This window comes from Kribbella sp. NPDC049584 (genome assembly GCF_040675555.1).
Classification (GTDB): Bacteria; Actinomycetota; Actinomycetes; order Propionibacteriales; family Kribbellaceae; genus Kribbella.
This window is the reverse complement of the sequence record NZ_JBFAPF010000007.1, coordinates 384,540-400,991: the sequence shown is the minus strand read 5'-3', so window position 1 is coordinate 400,991 and position 16,452 is coordinate 384,540. Positions and strand designations below refer to the sequence as shown.

Genomic DNA, 16,452 nt, shown 5'->3' with positions numbered 1-16,452 from the left:
CCAATCAGTTCTTGCCTGTGGCTACCGGGCGGGTTGGGTCGGTGATCCATTCGGACCAGGAGCCGATGTAGAGCTTCGAAGGCAGGCCGGCGGATTCGAGGGCCAGGACCTCGTGGGCGGCGGTGACGCCGGAGCCGCAGTAGACGGCGGTCTCGGCGTCCGCGGTGACGCCGAGCTTCTCGAAGCGGGCGCGGAGGTCGGCAGCGGGGAGGAAGCGGCCGGTCTCATCGACGTTCGCGGTCGTCGGAGCGTTGGTGGCGCCGGGGATGTGGCCGGCGACCGGGTCCATGGGCTCGACCTCACCAGCGAAGCGCTCGGGAGCCCGGGCATCCAACAGAATGCCCTTCGCAGCCACCTCGGCCGCACCGTCGGCGTCGAGGACGGGCAGGTGCCCAGGAGTCGAGGTGAACGTCCCGGCTCCATCGGCGGGTGCTTCCACCGTGACCTCTCCCCCGGCGGCCTTCCACGCGGCGAGTCCGCCGTCAAGGACGCGTACGTCGGTCAACCCGAAGTACCGGAAGATCCACCACGCGCGGGCGGCGGACGTGGAGTTGGCGGCGTCGTACGCCACGACCGGCGTGTCCGCGGACGTGATACCGAGGCGCTGGAACGTCGCGGTGACGGTGGTTGCGTCGGGCAACGGGTGTCGGCCGGGGCCGGGCGGGCCGGCGAGTTCGGTCTCGAGGTCGACGAAGTACGCGCCCGGCAGGTGACCGGCGTCGTACGCCTCCTTGCCGGGCGGACCTGCCAGGTTCCACGTCACGTCCACGAGCACGGGCGACAGCGCACGCAGTTCGTCAACGGTGATCAACGGGCTCATGAAGCAGCTCCTCCGAACGGCAGGACCTCTGGGGACAGGGTGGCGCGGGCGCGGGCCTGGGTGAGCCGGCGGCGGTGGTGCCGGCGGCACAGCACTTCGTACGCCGGCTCGAGGTCGCGGGTCACCATGTCACCCACCACCAGCTGCTCGCCCTCGGTCACCATCTCCCCACCGATCGTACGGGCGTTGTGTGTGGCCCGTTCACCGCACCAGCACAACGCCTCGACCTGGAGCAGTTCCATCCGGTCGGCGAGCTCGACCAACCGGGCCGAACCCGGGAACAGCGTCGCCCGGAAGTCGGTCAGGATCCCGAAGCAGAACACGTCGATCTGCAGCTCGTCGACCAGCCGGGCCAGTTGCTCGATCTGCAGCGGACTGTAGAACTGCGCCTCGTCACACACCGCATAGTCGATCCGTCCGCCCTGGGTGAGCTCGTTGACCACGTAGTCCCAGAAGTCGAACTCCTCCCGCACCTCGACCGCGTCCGCGGACAGACCGAGCCGCGACGAGAGCACCGACTCTCCCGCACGGTCATGGCTGGTGAAGATCCGGCCGAGCCGTCCCCGCGCCTTGTGGTTGTGATCCATCTGGAGGGCCAGCGTCGACTTGCCACAATCCATGGTCCCGGTGAAATAGAGCAGCTCAGCCACGGGCGATCATCCTGCCAAGTCAGCGGTACGCGCCGCACCTCGGGGGGTGTCGTTCCCTGCCGCTTTGGTTCTGGGGCTTGGTGCGGTTTGAATGGATCGTGCGCAAAGCTCTGCTTCTCATGCTCGCGGCCTGGCTGACTGTCGTCAGCGCCACTCTGCCGGCCGGTGCGACGCCGGTCCGGGCCGCGGCAGGTTTGCGTGCGTACTTCGTGATCACCGAACCGAACCAGACCGGAAAGGTCACCGGAGCCGTCACGCAGAACGGCGGCACGGTCTACGCGACGTACGACGCCATCGGGGTGATCGTGGCGCACTCGACGGCTCCCGACTTCGTCACGAACATGCGCGACGTCGCCGGGGTCGAGAAGGCCGGAGCCACCCGGACGACGGACCTCCCGGCCGATGTCGGCAATCCGGCGATCCCATCCGCGGTTCCGGAGACCGCGACGACCGCTCCGGAGACGGATCGCGCCGACATGACGCAGATCGGCGCCGACCAGGCCTGGCAGAAGAACCAGGGCTCGAAGAACGTGACGGTCGGCGTACTCGACACCGGCGTGGACGACCAGCACCCGGATCTGAAGGCGAACTTCGACGCGTCGAAGTCGGCGTCCTGCGCGTACGGCAAGGCCGACACCCGGCCGGGCGCCTGGCGTCCGGTCGGTGAGCACGGCACGCACGTCGCCGGCACGATCGCGGGCGCGAAGAACGGCGTCGGGATGATCGGCGTCGCGCCCGGCGTGAAGGTGTCGTCGATCCGGATCGCCGAGGCCGGCAACCAGTTGTTCTTCCCGGAGAACACGGTCTGCGCGTTCATGTTCGCCGCGGACAAGGGCGTCTCGGTGACGAACAACAGTTACTACGTCGACCCGTGGTTGTTCCTGTGCCCGAGCGACAAGGACCAGGATGCGATCGCCGAGGCGGTACGCCGGGCCGTCGCGTACTCCGACACCAAGGGCGTCGTGAACGTGGCCGCGGCGGGCAACGAGGACTACGACCTGGCGAACAAGTCCGGCGACGACTCCAGCCCGGACGACTCGACTGCAGCGCCGCGGACGGTCACGAACGACTGCATCAGCCTGCCGACCGAACTCCCGGACGTGGTCGTCGTGGGTTCGGTCGACCCGAGCGGCGTGAAGTCGCAGTTCTCGAACTTCGGCGTGAACAAGATCAACCTGGCCGCCCCGGGCGAGGACGTGTACTCGACGGTGCCAGGCGGCGGCTACAAGATCCTCGAGGGTACGTCGATGGCCTCGCCGCATGTTGCCGGTGTCGCCGCGCTGCTCCGAAGCGTCGACCCCAAACTCACTCCCGCCGAGGTCCGCGCCCGACTCGCCCAGCAGGCCAACGACCTCGCCTGCCCGCCCGGCGCGACCGGTGAATGCGTCGGTCCGACGGCCAACAACTCGTTCTACGGTGAGGGTCTCGTCGACGCCGCCGAGGCGGTCGGAGCCGCCCCCGCCCAGCCGCAGGGCGCGATCGCCATCACCGAACCCGGCGAGCAGATCGGTGTCGGCGGCATCCCGGCGATCCCGCTGCTGATGAAGGGCACCGGCGGCTCGGGCGACATCAGCTACTCCGCCGCCGGCCTTCCGCCCGGGCTGTCCATCGACCCCGAACGCGGCTGGATCACAGGAGTCCTGACGCCCGGCTCGGGTCGCTACAAGGTCACCGTCATCGCCCGCGACGGACAAGCCAAGACCGCGCGGACCAGCTTCTACTGGGACGTCTGGAGCTTCTAACGCCCGGTGTCGATGAGGAGTGGGATCTCCATCTCGTCGGCAGTCAGCGAGCCGTGCAGACCGATCAGGTTTGCCTCTTGGGCGTGCCGACGTGATGCGACGAGTGCGACCGGACCCAGCGACGCGACGATGACGTCGCCGAGGCGAGGCGCCACTCGATCCTCGACCGGCCCGAACCACCCGCGCGCGATGGCATCCGAGCGTGACAAGACCAGCGCCTTCTCACCGAGCCGTTCGCTATAGGTCGCGATGACGTCGAGCTCGGCGCCGGGAACGCAGTACAGGTGGCGGAAACGGGACTCACCGCCGACGACGCGTACGCCGTCGGTCAGCGCCGGCTCGAGGTCGATGTCCACCCGATGCTCAGGCGCGATGTCGATCATGCCGTGGTCAGCGACGACCAGCAGCACGGCGTCACGCGGCAACGCCGAGCGAACCTGCAATGCGAAGTCGTCAGCCGCGGACAGCTCCTTCTGCCATTGCCACGAGTCGCAGCCCTGTTGATGGCCGATGTAGTCGAGCTGAGAGTCGTACACGTAGACCAGCGACGACTTCCCCTCGCGGCTCGCGAACCGGGTCGCGTCCAGCCGGTCCTCGACCGTGTCCGCGCCGCGGTGCGCACTCCCCCGGAACGCTGCGGCGGTCAAGCCGGACGAGTCGAACCGCGCCTTGCTCACGTTGCGAGTCGCGACGCCGGCGGCGGCTGCCCGATCGAAGACCGTGCCGTGCGGCTGCCAGCGCCGCGGGTCGACCGGGGCATCCCAGGACAGCGCGTTCAGCAGGTCGCCGGTCTCCGGGACGATCGAGGTGTAGCCGACGATGCCGTGGGCGCCCGGCGGCAGCCCCGTGCCGAGGCTCGTCAGACTCACTGCGGTCGTCGACGGCACGCCCGCGGTCAGGCTTCGGCTGACTGGGATCAGCGAGGACAGGTACGGCGCGGCCTCGGCGTACCGCTGGAGCAGGTTCCATCCCAGGCCGTCGAGGAGCAGTACGGCGTACCGCGGCGCGGCGGGCAGGCCGAGGACGTTCGTCTCGCCCGGCACCGACAGCGCACCGGCCACCGACGGCAATACGTCGGCGAGCGATCCGCCGCCGTACTGCGGGGAAACCGGGACGATCACGGCACTACCTGCTGGTCGCGAAGGACAGCGCCTTGGCGAACTCGAGCACCTGCTGGATCCCGGCCGGACCGTCGGCCGCCGCGCTGATCCGCAGCGAGATGTCGTCGGCGGCGACCGAGCCGGTGTACCCGTGGTCGGCCTCGCAGTTCGGGTCGGCGCAGACCGCGGGCTCGAGGTCGATCCGATTGACCATGCCCCAGCCGATCGTCAGCACGACCTCACCGGCGCCGGCCACGGCCGGGTCGGACTTGCCGGAGGCGTAGCCGGCCGGGTTCGGGACGACGCGGTTCACGACGACGGCATTCACCCGGTGCAACGGGATCGCCTCGGTCGAGGTCGACGCATACGGCGCGCGGATCAGTTCGTCGGCGGCGTGTTCGTCGGTGTGGCCGACGATCAGCCGGCTCGGGGTCAGCGCCAGGATCGTGATGTGCCGCCGGACCTCGTCCCGGTCGAACGTCGGCTCGTGCTGCAGCACGTAGGCCCGGATCGGCTCGCCGGCGATCGCCACCTCGAGCGAATCCGTCACCACGTCGGGGTAGTAGCCGCACCGATCGATCGCCTCGCGCAGGTCCGCGGATGCGTCCGCGAGCTCCGGTGCATTCAGGTCACGCATGCCCTCATCCTTGCACGATCGCGAGCCCGAGCGTTCGACCCTTGTGGACAACCACGCTCAGTTCGCACTCGCCTTGCGCAGGACCGGTGCACCGGCGGCGCCCGCGACCGCGACGAGGATCAGCCCGGCCACTACCTGCCCGATCAGCAGCAGTACGCCGGAACTGCCCTGCGTGATGACCTTCCCGCCGCTCAGCGCCAGCCCGCACAGCGCCCCGAAACCGACGACCGGCAGCCCGACTCCGATCACCGGTACGACTGCCGCTACCCGCGCCGACCGCTCAATCACCTTCAGGGGTACGCCGGACCGGCGCAGCGCTCGCGCCGGAACCGCCTGGTCGAGCGCAGTACCGACCGCACCGGCTGCAGTCGAGGCTGCCACCGTCAGGAAGACCAGAGAGAGCAGGAGTACCACACCGATCCGCATGTCGTGGAAGCTCGGATCGTCGTCACCGGGCGGCATGAACACCGAGATGAAGCCAGTGACGAAGCCCGACAGCACCAGCGCAGCTACCGGCCGGAAAGCGCCCTTCGGGTCGTCGACAAGCCTGCGACCCGCCAGCAACGTCACAGGTCCGTTCGCCAGGTTCGCCATCGTCTTGCCGACCACCTGCACCGCGAACGGCCCGATGATGCGTACGGCGAGCGCAGCGAACCCGACTCCGATCAGCAAGGGCAGGAAGGCAGCCTGCAGTCCGTAGTACGCCAGGATCAGCGGACCGATCACCAGCAGGCCGAGACGCAGGACGCTGACGCCCTTACGGGTCTGGCCGCGAACAACGCCCAGCGGAGTGATGCTGACGCGGCCCAGACCGATCAGTGCGCTCACCACGGACAGGACAGGTACTGCGCCCAGAACGACCAGGACTGTCCACCAGTTGACGGTGATGTCGCCCAAGTACCAGCGACCGCCGCCGAGCGGGATGCGGGCGATCAGCGGGCTCAGGACCGTGTAGCCGACGAGTCCGACCACTGCACCGGCCAGAGCGAGGACAGCTTGCTCCACCGCGCTCAGCCAGAGGACCTGCATTCGCGTGGCGCCGGCAAGGCGCAGTGCGGCCAGCCTGTGTTCGCGGCGCTTGGCCGCGACCCCGGCGGCTTGGCCGACGAGGCTGAGGATCGGGAACAGCACGAGAGTGATGCCGAAGGCCACTGCGATCAGCAGACCGAGCATGCGGCTGTCCCACACCTTGTCGTGCCAACTACTCACGTACTGCGGGTGCTCGTCGGCCGGGATCGTTTGGAGGCCCCGGATGACGATGAACTCCTCCGGCGAGGACAGACCCTTCGCACTGATCACACCGGTCGGCTCCGCAACGCCGTACTTCGTGCTGAGGCTGGACCAGTGCTTGGCGACCTCAGGCGAGACGAAGACCTCACCGGGCTTCGGAGTGTGCTCGAGGCCGGGCGGTGGCGGCAGTTGGTTGGGCTTGAGTGTCGCCAGGTCGAGGACGGTCATCCGCTGGCCGTCGACGCGCTGGTCGTCGTCGAGATGCAGCGCACCGATCGCGGTCGCCGGGTCGGCTTTGTCCGCACTCCGCCAGCCGATCCGCTCCGACCGGTGTGACAGTCCGAGTGAGCCCGCGATCAGGAAGGTCACCAGCAACGCGACGACTGCGGTCGCGCCGAGCGCCGCAAGGTTGGCGGCTCGCCCACCCGGCCCGGGACGACGTACGAAGCGCAGACCGAGGTCGGTCATCGGATTCATCGGGCGACTCCCGTCGACTCGCTGACTCGACCGTCGACGATGTGGAGGGCGCGGTGGCAGCGGGCGGCGACTGCGTTGTCGTGCGTGACGACTACTACGGCCGCGCCGCGGTAGGTCGCTGCGCCTACCAACAAGTCGATGACTTGGGAGCCGGTGGCTGCGTCCAGAGCGCCGGTTGGTTCGTCGGCGAACACGACCTGCGGTTCGCCGACCAGAGCACGGGCGATCGCGACTCGTTGCGCCTGTCCGCCGGACAGCTCACCCGGACGACGGCCGACCTCAGCGGCCAGGCCGACCTGGGCAAGCATGTTCCGCGCCCGGCCGATCGCGTCCCGCCGGCTCAGACCGTCCACCATCAACGGGAGCGCCACATTCTCGTCCGCGGGCAGTTCGGCCAGGAGTTGGTTGTCCTGGAACACGAACCCGAGCCGCCGCCGACGTAGTACCGTCCGGGCGGCGTCGTTCAGCTGGTCCACTCGTTCACCGGCGAGCCACACCTCGCCCTGGTCCGGCGTGAGGATTCCGGCCAGGACGTGCAGCAGGGTGGTCTTGCCGTTGCCGCTCGGGCCCATCACCGCGAGCGCCTCGCCGGACCGGACAGCAACGTCCACGCCGGCCAGGCCGACCACGCTGCCGTAGTACTTGACCAGGCCGTGACCGGAGAGCACGACCTGCGACTGGGGACTCTGGAAGCTCATAGCCCAGAGCCTTCCGCGTACGGCGCCCGCGATCGTCGGCCCGCAGACCGGTCTTGCCGTCGTCTTCCGACGCCTTTCGGCAGTTCGGCGTACGACCCAAGTCGTACGCCAGTCGGTGTCGGGCGGTGTCAGTCGGTGCTGAACGCGGACGGATACGCGTCGCGGTAGCTCGGGATCAGGCCGGCCGGCGTCTCCACCGATTCGGCGTTGAGCATCGCGTGCACGATCGCCCGCGACAACGTGCGCGCCCCGGCGGCGTAGAGCGTCTCGAGCTGGCCCAGCGCCATCGGATCGGTGAGGCTCAGCCGGGGCCGGTCGTCGTCGGCCACCCGGGTCGACACCGCGAAGATGCTGTCGCCGTCGACGAGCGTGTGGATCGGATCGATCGCCCTGGCCAGCCCGTCGTGCGCGACCATCGCCATCCGCTTGGTCGCCGCCTTGTCGAGCGGTACGTCGGTCGCCACCACCGCGATCACGGTGTTCATCGGCGGCCCCGGGATCAGGTTGCGACCGGGCGCGGCGGGTGGCGGCGGCTCGACCGGCGTCCGCAGGTGGCTGAACTCGTCACCGATCCCGAGGCGCGCGCCGTACAAGTTGCCGTCGGCGTCGACCGTCGAGCCGGCCGCGTTGACGATCACCAGCACGCCGACCGTCGTACCGTCGTCGAGCCGCACGCTGGCCGAGCCGACACCGCCCTTCAACGAGCGTGCACGCGCTCCGGCCCCGGCGCCGTGGTTGCCCAGGGCAACCGGTCCGTCGGTGGCGACGGCGATCGCGTCCGCACCCCAGGACGGCTCGGGCCGGGCCCTGAAGTCGCCGCCGCGGGCAAGGTCGAAGATCACCGCGGTCGGCACGATCGGCACCACGTCGTACTCGCCCTGACCGACGCGCACACCCTCGCCACGCTCCTCCAGCCAGCGCATCACACTGCCCGCGGTATCGAGACCGAACGCGCTCCCGCCGGTCAGCACGATCGCATTCACGCCGCCGTTCGAGTTCACCGGCGAGAGCAGATCCGTCTCACGCGTTCCGGGCGCTCCGCCGCGGACATCGACACCCGCGACACCAGTCGTCGGCAGGTAGATGACCGTCGTACCGGTCAGGTACGGCGCGTCGATGCGCTCAACCTGACCGACAAGCACTCCGGGGACATCGGTGATCGCGTTGTGCGGGCCAGGCTGCATACGGCGGATCATAATCCGGTTGCGGCAATCGTTAGCGTGAAATGTATGAACGCCGATCAGCTCTGTGGTCTGCTGGCCGAACCGTCGAGGCTGCGCACGTACTCCGCGATCGTCCTCGGCGCCACCACTCCCGAGCAGGTTGCCGGGAGCACCGGACTTGCCGCGCCGGTCGTGGTGAAGGCACTACAGCGGCTGACCAAGGGCGGACTGATCGAAGCCACCCGCGACGGGTTCACGGCGGACGAGTCCGCGTTCAAGGACGCTGTCCGTGAGAGCCGCCCCGAGCGTGTGCCGCTCGACCCGGATCCGGACCGGGACAACGTGCTGAAGTCGTTCATCCGCGACGGGCGGCTCACCCACTTCCCGACGTACCCGGACAAGTATCAGGTCGTTCTCGAGTATCTGGTCGAGACGTTCGAGGTCGGGCGGGCCTACCCCGAGGCCGAGGTCAACGGACTGCTGAACCGCTGGCATCCGGACCACGCCGCCCTTCGGCGAGGCCTGGTCGACGCACGGCTGCTGGACCGTGAGAACGGCATCTACGTCAGACGGCGGGCCGGGGTGTCCTGACGCGGCTTCTCGTTCGGGGCGATGCGGACCCGGGTGTCGAGGACGCAGGCGCCCTCGGCGGAGACCAGGACCGAGCGCAGGTCGAGGCGGACGACCTCCTCGAGGTCGAGGGTCAGCCGCGAGACCCTGTGCAGCAGGTTCTCGATCGCGGAGATGTCGACCGGGTCCGAGCCGCGGTAGCCGTACAGCAGCGGTGACGCCTTCACCTCCCGCACCATCTCGGCGGCGTCCCGCGTGGTCAGCGGCGGCATCCGGTACGACCGGTCGCCGAGCAGGTCCGTCGCCACGCCGGACAGCCCGAACGTGACAACCGGGCCGAACGACACGTCCTCGATCGTCGAGATCACCACCGGCACGCCCGGCGGCGCCATCTTCTGGACGACGAACTGCGCCCGCCCCGGATCCGACGCGACGCCGAAGGTCTGGGTCATCTCCGCCCAGGCCGCCCGCATGTCGTCCTCGTCGTGGATGTGCCGCCAGATGTCGGCCAGGTCGGGCCGCATCCGCCACTGCTCCGCGGTCGCCTTCAGGATCACCTCGAACCCGAGGTCCGCGGCCCGGTCGACCGCCTCGTCCGCGCTCAGCACCGGGAACGCCGGCAGCACCGTGATCCCGTAGAAGCTCAGCAGCCGCTGGCGGTCGGCCTCGTCGAGATCGGCGCCACCGGGATGCCGCTGCAGGAACTCCGCGACGAAGTCCTCTCCCCCGGCGGTGTCCACGTCCGGCAGATCCGGGATCCGGCTGTCGGAACGCCTGCGCCACTCGGCGTACTGCGTTGCCTTCGCGAGCGCACCCACGGCGTACTGCGGGTTGAGGAACGACGGGATCGATCCGCGCGCGGCACCACCGTCCTCGTCGGGGACGCGGAGCTCGGCGGGCACGCTGCGGGAGGCGAGGAACGTCGATACCACCGGCTTGTCCGACCCGGCGGCGGCTGCTGCCAGGACCTGCGCGACCTCGGCGCCGTTGGACTGTACGGGCGGGGTGTAGATCACCACGACCGAATGCACACGGTCGTCGGCGAACACCTCGGACAGGGCCACGCCGAAGTCCGAAGCGGTCGCGTCCGGGCTCAGGTTGTGCGGGTCGCCGGCTACGTCGAGACCGCAGCCGGCCATCGTGTCGAGTGCGAGCAGCGTCAGTGCGTCGGAGTTCGAGACGATCGCGACGCGGCGGCCCTTCGGCAGTGGCTGGTGCGCGAGCAACTGGGCGACGTCGAACAGCTCACCGGTGGTGTCCACCCCGATCAGCCCGCTCTGCCGGAACAGCGACTCGATCGTTGCTGGCGGCAACTGGCTGCGCCGGACCATCTGCCCGACCGGCACGCCCTGGGTCGCCCGCCCGGACTTCAGCGCGATCACCGGCTTGCGACCGGCCAGCCGGCGCGCGACCCGGCTGAACTTGCGCGGGTTGCCGAGCGACTCGAGGTACAGCAGCACGACCTCGGTGGCCTCGTCGGAGTACCAGAACTGCATCAGGTCGTTGCCCGAGACATCCGCGCGGTTGCCGGCCGAGACGAAGGTCGACAGGCCGAGACCACGACCGACCATATCGGCCAGGATCGGTACGCCGAGCGCACCGGACTGGCAGAAGAACGCGACCCGGCCCTTGCTCGGCATCAACGGCGAGAGCGTCGCGTTCAGCGAGACTCCGTCCGCCGTGTTGATCACACCGAGCGCGTTCGGGCCGATGACGCGCATACCGTACGAGCGCGCCAGACCAACCAGGTACCGCTGACGCTTCCGTCCTTCGTCCCCGACCTCGGCGAACCCGCTGGACACCACGACCAGCCCGCGCACGCCCTTGGCCGCACAGTCCAGGACGACGTCGGCGACCATCTCCGCCTTGACCGCGACCACCGCCAGGTCGACGGTGTCGCTCACCTCGCGGATCGTCGGGTACGCCGGGACGCCCTCGATCTCGTCGGCTTTGGTGTCGGTGTTCACGGCGTACAACCGGCCGGGGAACCCGCCGTCGCGGAGGTTGCGCAACAGGGCGTTGCCGATCGTGCCCTGACGCCGGCTCGCGCCGATGACCGCGACCGACGACGGGGTCAGCAGCCGCGCGATCGACAGTGCCTCGGACCGCTGCTCCCGGGCCTGCATCACGCCGAACGACGTGTCGGTCGGCGCGATGTCGAACTCGACCATGATCACGCCGTCCTCGAACTCGCGGGCGACCTTGTACCCGGCCTCGGCGAAGACCGTGATCATCTTCCGGTTGTCCGGCAGCACCTCGGCGACGAACCGGTGGATGCCGTTCTCGCGGGCAGCCTGCGCCAGGTGCTCGAGGAGCAGCTGGCCGAGCCCGCGGCCCTGGTGCGCGTCCTCGATCAGGAACGCGACCTCCGCCGTACTCCGTCCGGTCCGCTCGTACCGGCCGACGCCGATCATCTCGTCACCGACCGTCACGATCAGCGCGAGCCGGTCGTGGTAGTCGACCGTGGTGAACCTCGCCACATCCCGGTCCGACAGCTGTGGGTACGGGGCGAAGAAGCGGTAGTACTTCGACTGCTCGGACACCCGGGCGTAGAACGCCACCAGCAGCTCGGCGTCGGAGGGCGTGATCGGACGCAGATGCGCGGTCGCGCCGTCCCGCAGGACGACATCGGCCTCGTACTCCGCCGGATAGCCGTCCGGCAGCTCGTGGTCATACTGGTCCGGCACCTGGCAAGCGTACTCAAACAGTCACCCCGGAGGTCGTGAATATTGGTCGAGCGGATCGCGCCGGTGCTGGTGTTCCTGATCGCAGTGACCGTCATCGCCGAGCTGGCCGACCAGGCCAAGGTGTTCGACGTCGCGGCGCGGGAGGCCGCGCACCTCGCCCGCGGCCGGGTCTGGCGGCTCTGGCTGCTGGTCGTCGCGCTCGCCACCGGCCTCACCATCGTGCTGTCCTTGGACACCTGCGCGGTGTTGCTGACGCCGGTCGTGCTGTCGATGGCCCGGCAACTGGAGATCCCGCCGAAGCTGTTCGCGTTCACGACGGTCTGGCTGGCCGGCACGGCGTCGTTGCTGCTGCCCGTGTCCAATCTCACGAACCTCCTCGCCCTCCACCAGTTCCGCCAGTTGGACACCTCGTTCATCTCGGTGAGCTGGCGTCCGGCGATCGCATCGATCCTGATCACGGTCGTCGTGCTCGCGGCCCTCTTCCACCGCGACCTGCACCGGACGTACGGCGTACCGCCGACTCCGCCGGTCGAGGACAAGGTGCTGTTCTGGGGCTCGGCGGGCATCTGTGTGCTGATGGGGCCCGCGTTCGTGTCCGGGGTGGAGGTTGCCTGGCCGGCCAGCATCGGGGCGGTCACGCTGGTAGTCCTGTTCGCTGTCCGGCGGCGCAGCGCGCTGCGGTGGTCGCTGATCCCGTACAAACTCGTCATCACGGTCGTGGTGCTGTTCACCGTCGTCGGGTTCCTCAGCAAGCACGGGCTCGAGGATCTGCTCCGGCGGATCGCCGGGACAACGTCCGAACTGCGGTTGAGCGCGACTGCTGCCGTCGGCGCGAACCTGTTCGACAACCTGCCGGCGTACCTCGCGATGGAGCCGGTCGCTTCCAATAGCCCGCACCGGATGATGGCGCTGCTGATCGGCGTCAACTGCGGGTGCCTGCTCACCCTCTGGGGCTCACTCGCCACGCTCCTGTGGCGAGCCCGCTGCGACGCCGCCCGCGTCGACATCTCGTGGTGGTCGTTCCTGTGGCGTGGTCTGATCCTGACGCCGTTGGTCGTGGCGGGAGCTGTCCTGGCGCTGAATGCGTGACCGAATGGGTAATGTGCGCGACATGGCGACGGAACAGAGCACCTCGGCGGTGACCCGGGAGTTCCGGGCGGCCCGGGACTTCCTGGTGGCGCATCGGGACGACTACGAGATGGCGTACCGGGACTTCAAGTGGCCCGCGTTCGAGCGGTTCAACTGGGCGCGCGACTGGTTCGACGCGCTCGCCATCGAGCAGCCCGAGGTGGCCGCGCTGACGATCGTAGAGGAGGACGGCCAGGTCACCTCCCGGACGTACGCCGAGATGGCCGAGCGGTCCCGCCAGGTCGCCGGCTGGCTCACCGAGGCGGGCCTGAAGCCGGGCGATCGCGTGCTGATCGTGCTCGGCAACCAGGTCGAGCTCTGGGAGACGATGCTCGCCTGTATCCGGGCCGGCGCGGTGATGATCCCCGCGACCACCCTGCTCACCGACGCCGATCTTGCCGACCGCATCTCCCGCGGCAACGTCCGCGCCGTCGTCACGAGCGGCGCCGACGCCGGCCGGTACGCCGGGATCGCGGACCACTGCATCCGCGTCGCTGTCGGGCCGACCAGCTCGGGGGCCGAGGGCTGGTTGCAGTACGCCGACACCGAGAGCTACGACGGTCCGGTCCCGGAGGTCGACACCGCTGCGGACGACTCGCTGCTGCTGTACTTCACGTCCGGTACGACGAGTCAGCCGAAGCTGGTCGAGCACACGCAGGTCAGCTACCCGCTGGGCCACCTGTCGACGATGTACTGGATCGGTCTGCAGCCCGGCGACGTACACCTCAATGTGTCGTCGCCCGGCTGGGCCAAGCACTCGTGGAGCAACGTGTTCGCGCCCTGGAACGCCGGTGCGACCGTCTTCCTCTACAACTACACGCGCTTCAACGCCGAGCGGATGCTCCAGGTCCTGCAGGAGTACGGCGTGACCACGTTCTGCGCCCCGCCGACGGTGTGGCGGATGCTGATCCAGGCCGACCTGTCCGCGGTCGACGTCCAGATCCGCGAGTGCATCTCGGCCGGTGAGCCCCTCAACCCCGAGGTGATCGAGCAGGTCCGCAACGCCTGGGACATCACCATCCGGGACGGGTACGGCCAGACCGAGACGACCGCACAGATCGGCAACACCCCCGGTCAGCCGGTGAAGCTCGGCTCGATGGGCCGCCCGCTGCCCGGATACAGCATCGCGCTGATCGACCCGGCCACCGACGTGATCGGCGACGACGGGGAGATCTGCATCGAGCTGGCGCCCGCGCCGGTCCCGTTGATGCGCGGCTATCGCGACGCGGACGAGCTGACCGCCGAGGTGATGCGCAACGGGTACTACCACACCGGCGACGTCGCGAGCCGCGATGCGGACGGCTACATCACGTACGTCGGACGCTCGGACGACGTGTTCAAGGCCAGCGACTACCGGATCTCGCCGTTCGAGCTGGAATCGGTGCTGATCGAGCATCCCGCCGTCGCCGAGGCAGCCGTCGTACCGTCACCGGACCCGGTCCGGCTCGCCGTTCCGAAGGCGTACGTCGTCCTCGCAGCTGGACACGAGCCGTCGCGGGAGTTGGCCGGCGAGATCCTGGCGTTCTGCCGCGAGCACCTGGCGCCGTACAAGCGGATCCGTCGGCTAGAGTTCGCCGAGCTACCGAAGACGATCTCCGGCAAGATCCGGCGGGTCGAGCTGCGCGCGGACGAGGCGGCGAAGGTGGAGAGCGGCGCGGGGAACACCTACGACGAGGCCGACTTCAAGTAGATGTCGTTCCATACCGGCTTGGGCTGGTCGGCGCTCGTCGTCCTGCCCTTGCTGATCGCGATCGGTGTCGCCGCGTCCCGGTACGCGGGTCTGCGGCACGACAGAGGCATCGTCACCGCGGCGCTGCGCGCGGTCGTGCAGTTGGCCGCCGTCGGGGTCGTGGTCGGATTCGCGCTGCAGCACACGATCGGAGCGATCGCGTTCGTCCTGCTGATGTTCGGTGTCGCCACGGTGACCAGCACGCGGCGACTGCATCAGACCGCGGTCATCCGGGGGCAGTGGGCGTACTGCGCGGCGGCGATCGGTTCGGGTGCGTTCGCCGTACTGCTGCTGCTCATCCTGCCCGGCGTCGTACCGCGGAATCCGGCGAGCATCCTGCCGATGGGCGGCATCATCGTCGGCGGCGCGATGACTGCGACCACGCTGGCCGGCCGTCGCGTGCTCAGCGAGTACGCGACCCGCTACGGCGAGTTCGAGGCCGGGCTGTCGATCGGTCTGCTCCAGCCGGACGCGTTCAAGCTCGTCGTCGGTCCGGTCGCGGGTGACGCCCTCCTGCCGGCGCTCGATCAGACCCGCACGGTCGGCCTCGTCACGCTCCCCGGCGCCTTCGTCGGCATGGTCCTCGGCGGCGCCTCCCCCACGCAGGCCGCGGCCCTCCAACTCGTCGTCCTCCTCGGCCTGATCGCAGCCGAGGCCCTCGCCATCCTCGTCCTCACCGAGCTCCTGTCCCGCTCCCACCTACCGGACGGGCGTACGGTTTCCTCATGAGTGACGACAAGAGCATCATCGGGCGGATCGACGACCTGGTCGCGGAGGAGAAGGACCTTCGTGCCAAGCACGCCGCCGGTCAGATCAGTGACGCCGACGAGCATGCCCGGCTGAAGGCCGTCGAGGTCGAGCTGGACCAGTGCTGGGACCTGCTCCGCCAGCGGCGCGCCCGGCGTGAGTTCGGTGAGAACCCCGACGACGCGAAGCCCCGTTCGGCCGACACCGTCGAGGGCTACCTCAACTGACCGCGCCGGATTAGAAACCGCGCAGTTTCCGAGGGGTGATCCGGATCAGGACCGAGTACGACGCATGGAACTGGTCCGGACTCATCCCGAGCCTCGCGATGTCGTCGGCGTACTTCGCGTTGTAGGCCGCGAGTGCCTCGCCGCTGAGCGGTGCGCTCTCGACCACCGCCGTACCGGTGATGACGCCGACGTCTCCCCCGGTGTGCGTCGCGTTGAAGTTGACGCTGACCTGTGGATGGGCCGCGATGTTGCGCAGCTTGGCCTTGCCCGGCTCGCTGCCGATCAGGATCTCGTCGTCGCGCCAGAGGAACCACACCGGCGTCGGAGCCGGGGTCCCTGATTCAGCGACCGTGGTCAGCCAGACCACACGTTCGTCGTCGAGTTGCCGTGCGATGCGCTTGCCGAAGCCGGTGGAGGTGTCGATCGTGAACATCAGAACCTTTCAGAGCGCCGGTCCGAGACGGCCCCACTCGATCGCCGGGCAGTGGTTCATCACCATCGTGAGGCCGGCCGCGGTCGTTCGGTCGTAGGCGTCCTGGTCAACTACGTCGAGCTGAAACCACACCGCCTTCGCATTGATTCCCACCGCCTGGTCCGCGATGTCGCCGGCCAGCTCGGAGTTGACGAACACGTCCACGCAGTCGACCGGGAACGGGATGTCCGCGAGCGTCGCGTACCCCTGCTCGCCGTGCACGGTCTCCGCGGACGGATGCACGGGCACGATCCGCTTCCCGTGGTTCTGCAGGAACCGCGCCACGCCGTACGCCGCCCGGCTCGTGTTGTTCGACAGTCCGACCACGGCCCACGTGTCGCAGTCGGCCAGAATCTTCCGGATCGCCTCGTCCAT

Annotated in this window: 16 protein-coding genes; 6 read left to right on the top strand and 10 right to left on the bottom strand. The window is 69.1% G+C overall.

The features are described 5' to 3' along the window. Window positions 1–4: 4 nt before the first annotated feature. The gene (locus AB0J62_RS25320; RefSeq protein WP_363875851.1) at window positions 5–820 is read right to left on the bottom strand and encodes a sulfurtransferase; all 816 of its coding nucleotides are present in this window, start codon (window positions 818–820) and stop codon (window positions 5–7) included. Then, window positions 817–1,470, bottom strand: a complete 654-nt coding sequence (locus AB0J62_RS25315; protein ID WP_363875848.1) for a thymidine kinase — start codon at window positions 1,468–1,470, stop codon at window positions 817–819. Before AB0J62_RS25315 ends, AB0J62_RS25320 begins: the two co-directional genes overlap by 4 nt. A gap of 98 nt (window positions 1,471–1,568) precedes the next feature. Between AB0J62_RS25315 and AB0J62_RS25310 the strand changes: the two genes are divergently transcribed. Beyond that, on the top strand, window positions 1,569–3,212 hold the full coding sequence (locus tag AB0J62_RS25310) for a S8 family serine peptidase (protein WP_363875845.1): 1,644 nt from the start codon (window positions 1,569–1,571) through the stop codon (window positions 3,210–3,212). On the opposite strand, the gene AB0J62_RS25305 is transcribed toward AB0J62_RS25310, so the two are convergent. The 5 genes from AB0J62_RS25305 to AB0J62_RS25285 form a co-directional block, all read right to left on the bottom strand. After that, entirely contained in the window at window positions 3,209–4,333 is a 1,125-nt protein-coding gene (locus AB0J62_RS25305) for a nucleotide pyrophosphatase/phosphodiesterase family protein (protein WP_363875842.1), read from the bottom strand. The two genes, AB0J62_RS25310 and AB0J62_RS25305, sit on opposite strands and share 4 nt — an antisense overlap. 4 nt (window positions 4,334–4,337) lie before the next feature. Then, the gene (locus tag AB0J62_RS25300; RefSeq protein ID WP_134100156.1) at window positions 4,338–4,949 is read right to left on the bottom strand and encodes a DUF5998 family protein; all 612 of its coding nucleotides are present in this window, start codon (window positions 4,947–4,949) and stop codon (window positions 4,338–4,340) included. A gap of 57 nt (window positions 4,950–5,006) precedes the next feature. Further along, window positions 5,007–6,656 carry an FtsX-like permease family protein gene (locus AB0J62_RS25295; RefSeq protein WP_363875838.1) on the bottom strand — a complete coding sequence of 550 codons (1,650 nt, stop codon included), beginning with the start codon at window positions 6,654–6,656 and terminating at the stop codon, window positions 5,007–5,009. Continuing rightward, window positions 6,653–7,354, bottom strand: coding sequence for an ABC transporter ATP-binding protein (locus AB0J62_RS25290; protein ID WP_363875835.1), 702 nt, complete (start codon window positions 7,352–7,354; stop codon window positions 6,653–6,655). Before AB0J62_RS25290 ends, AB0J62_RS25295 begins: the two co-directional genes overlap by 4 nt. Before the next feature lie 128 nt (window positions 7,355–7,482). Beyond that, window positions 7,483–8,538: a P1 family peptidase gene (locus tag AB0J62_RS25285; RefSeq protein WP_363875832.1), complete on the bottom strand. Its 1,056-nt coding sequence runs from the start codon at window positions 8,536–8,538 to the stop codon at window positions 7,483–7,485. 45 nt (window positions 8,539–8,583) lie between these two features. On the opposite strand from AB0J62_RS25285, the gene AB0J62_RS25280 reads away from it, so the two are divergent. Then, window positions 8,584–9,108, top strand: coding sequence for a DUF2087 domain-containing protein (locus AB0J62_RS25280; protein WP_363875829.1), 525 nt, complete (start codon window positions 8,584–8,586; stop codon window positions 9,106–9,108). Here AB0J62_RS25280 and AB0J62_RS25275 read toward each other — a convergent pair. Next, window positions 9,078–11,774 carry a GNAT family N-acetyltransferase gene (locus tag AB0J62_RS25275; RefSeq protein WP_363875826.1) on the bottom strand — a complete coding sequence of 899 codons (2,697 nt, stop codon included), beginning with the start codon at window positions 11,772–11,774 and terminating at the stop codon, window positions 9,078–9,080. The two genes, AB0J62_RS25280 and AB0J62_RS25275, sit on opposite strands and share 31 nt — an antisense overlap. A gap of 42 nt (window positions 11,775–11,816) precedes the next feature. On the opposite strand from AB0J62_RS25275, the gene AB0J62_RS25270 reads away from it, so the two are divergent. The 4 genes from AB0J62_RS25270 to AB0J62_RS25255 are packed head-to-tail and all read left to right on the top strand — an operon-like array spanning window position 11,817 to window position 15,605. Further along, a complete protein-coding gene (locus AB0J62_RS25270) occupies window positions 11,817–12,863 on the top strand; it encodes an SLC13 family permease (protein ID WP_363875823.1) in 1,047 nt (348 codons plus the stop codon). A 22-nt stretch (window positions 12,864–12,885) separates the two neighbouring features. Continuing rightward, window positions 12,886–14,592 (top strand): AMP-binding protein, encoded by a 1,707-nt coding sequence (locus AB0J62_RS25265; protein ID WP_363875820.1) that lies wholly within the window; start codon window positions 12,886–12,888, stop codon window positions 14,590–14,592. Further along, entirely contained in the window at window positions 14,593–15,360 is a 768-nt protein-coding gene (locus AB0J62_RS25260; RefSeq protein ID WP_363875817.1) for an ABC transporter permease, read from the top strand. Next, window positions 15,357–15,605, top strand: coding sequence for a DUF2630 family protein (locus AB0J62_RS25255; protein ID WP_363875814.1), 249 nt, complete (start codon window positions 15,357–15,359; stop codon window positions 15,603–15,605). The genes AB0J62_RS25260 and AB0J62_RS25255 overlap by 4 nt, the downstream gene beginning before the upstream one ends. Before the next feature lie 10 nt (window positions 15,606–15,615). On the opposite strand, the gene AB0J62_RS25250 is transcribed toward AB0J62_RS25255, so the two are convergent. Then, window positions 15,616–16,038 carry a TIGR03667 family PPOX class F420-dependent oxidoreductase gene (locus AB0J62_RS25250; RefSeq protein WP_363875811.1) on the bottom strand — a complete coding sequence of 141 codons (423 nt, stop codon included), beginning with the start codon at window positions 16,036–16,038 and terminating at the stop codon, window positions 15,616–15,618. A gap of 9 nt (window positions 16,039–16,047) precedes the next feature. Further along, on the bottom strand, window positions 16,048–16,452 hold the full coding sequence (locus AB0J62_RS25245) for a CoA-binding protein (protein ID WP_363875808.1): 405 nt from the start codon (window positions 16,450–16,452) through the stop codon (window positions 16,048–16,050).

Coding starts and splice junctions, on each gene's coding strand:
- AB0J62_RS25300 (WP_134100156.1), bottom strand. CDS start 4,949: ATGCGTGACCTGAATGCACCGGAGCTCGCGGACGCATCCGCGGACCTG.
- AB0J62_RS25285 (WP_363875832.1), bottom strand. CDS start 8,538: ATGCAGCCTGGCCCGCACAACGCGATCACCGATGTCCCCGGAGTGCTT.
- AB0J62_RS25250 (WP_363875811.1), bottom strand. CDS start 16,038: ATGTTCACGATCGACACCTCCACCGGCTTCGGCAAGCGCATCGCACGG.
- AB0J62_RS25255 (WP_363875814.1), top strand. CDS start 15,357: ATGAGTGACGACAAGAGCATCATCGGGCGGATCGACGACCTGGTCGCG.
- AB0J62_RS25260 (WP_363875817.1), top strand. CDS start 14,593: ATGTCGTTCCATACCGGCTTGGGCTGGTCGGCGCTCGTCGTCCTGCCC.
- AB0J62_RS25320 (WP_363875851.1), bottom strand. CDS start 820: ATGAGCCCGTTGATCACCGTTGACGAACTGCGTGCGCTGTCGCCCGTG.
- AB0J62_RS25290 (WP_363875835.1), bottom strand. CDS start 7,354: ATGAGCTTCCAGAGTCCCCAGTCGCAGGTCGTGCTCTCCGGTCACGGC.
- AB0J62_RS25265 (WP_363875820.1), top strand. CDS start 12,886: ATGGCGACGGAACAGAGCACCTCGGCGGTGACCCGGGAGTTCCGGGCG.
- AB0J62_RS25295 (WP_363875838.1), bottom strand. CDS start 6,656: ATGAATCCGATGACCGACCTCGGTCTGCGCTTCGTACGTCGTCCCGGG.
- AB0J62_RS25280 (WP_363875829.1), top strand. CDS start 8,584: ATGAACGCCGATCAGCTCTGTGGTCTGCTGGCCGAACCGTCGAGGCTG.
- AB0J62_RS25245 (WP_363875808.1), bottom strand. CDS start 16,452: ATGGACGAGGCGATCCGGAAGATTCTGGCCGACTGCGACACGTGGGCC.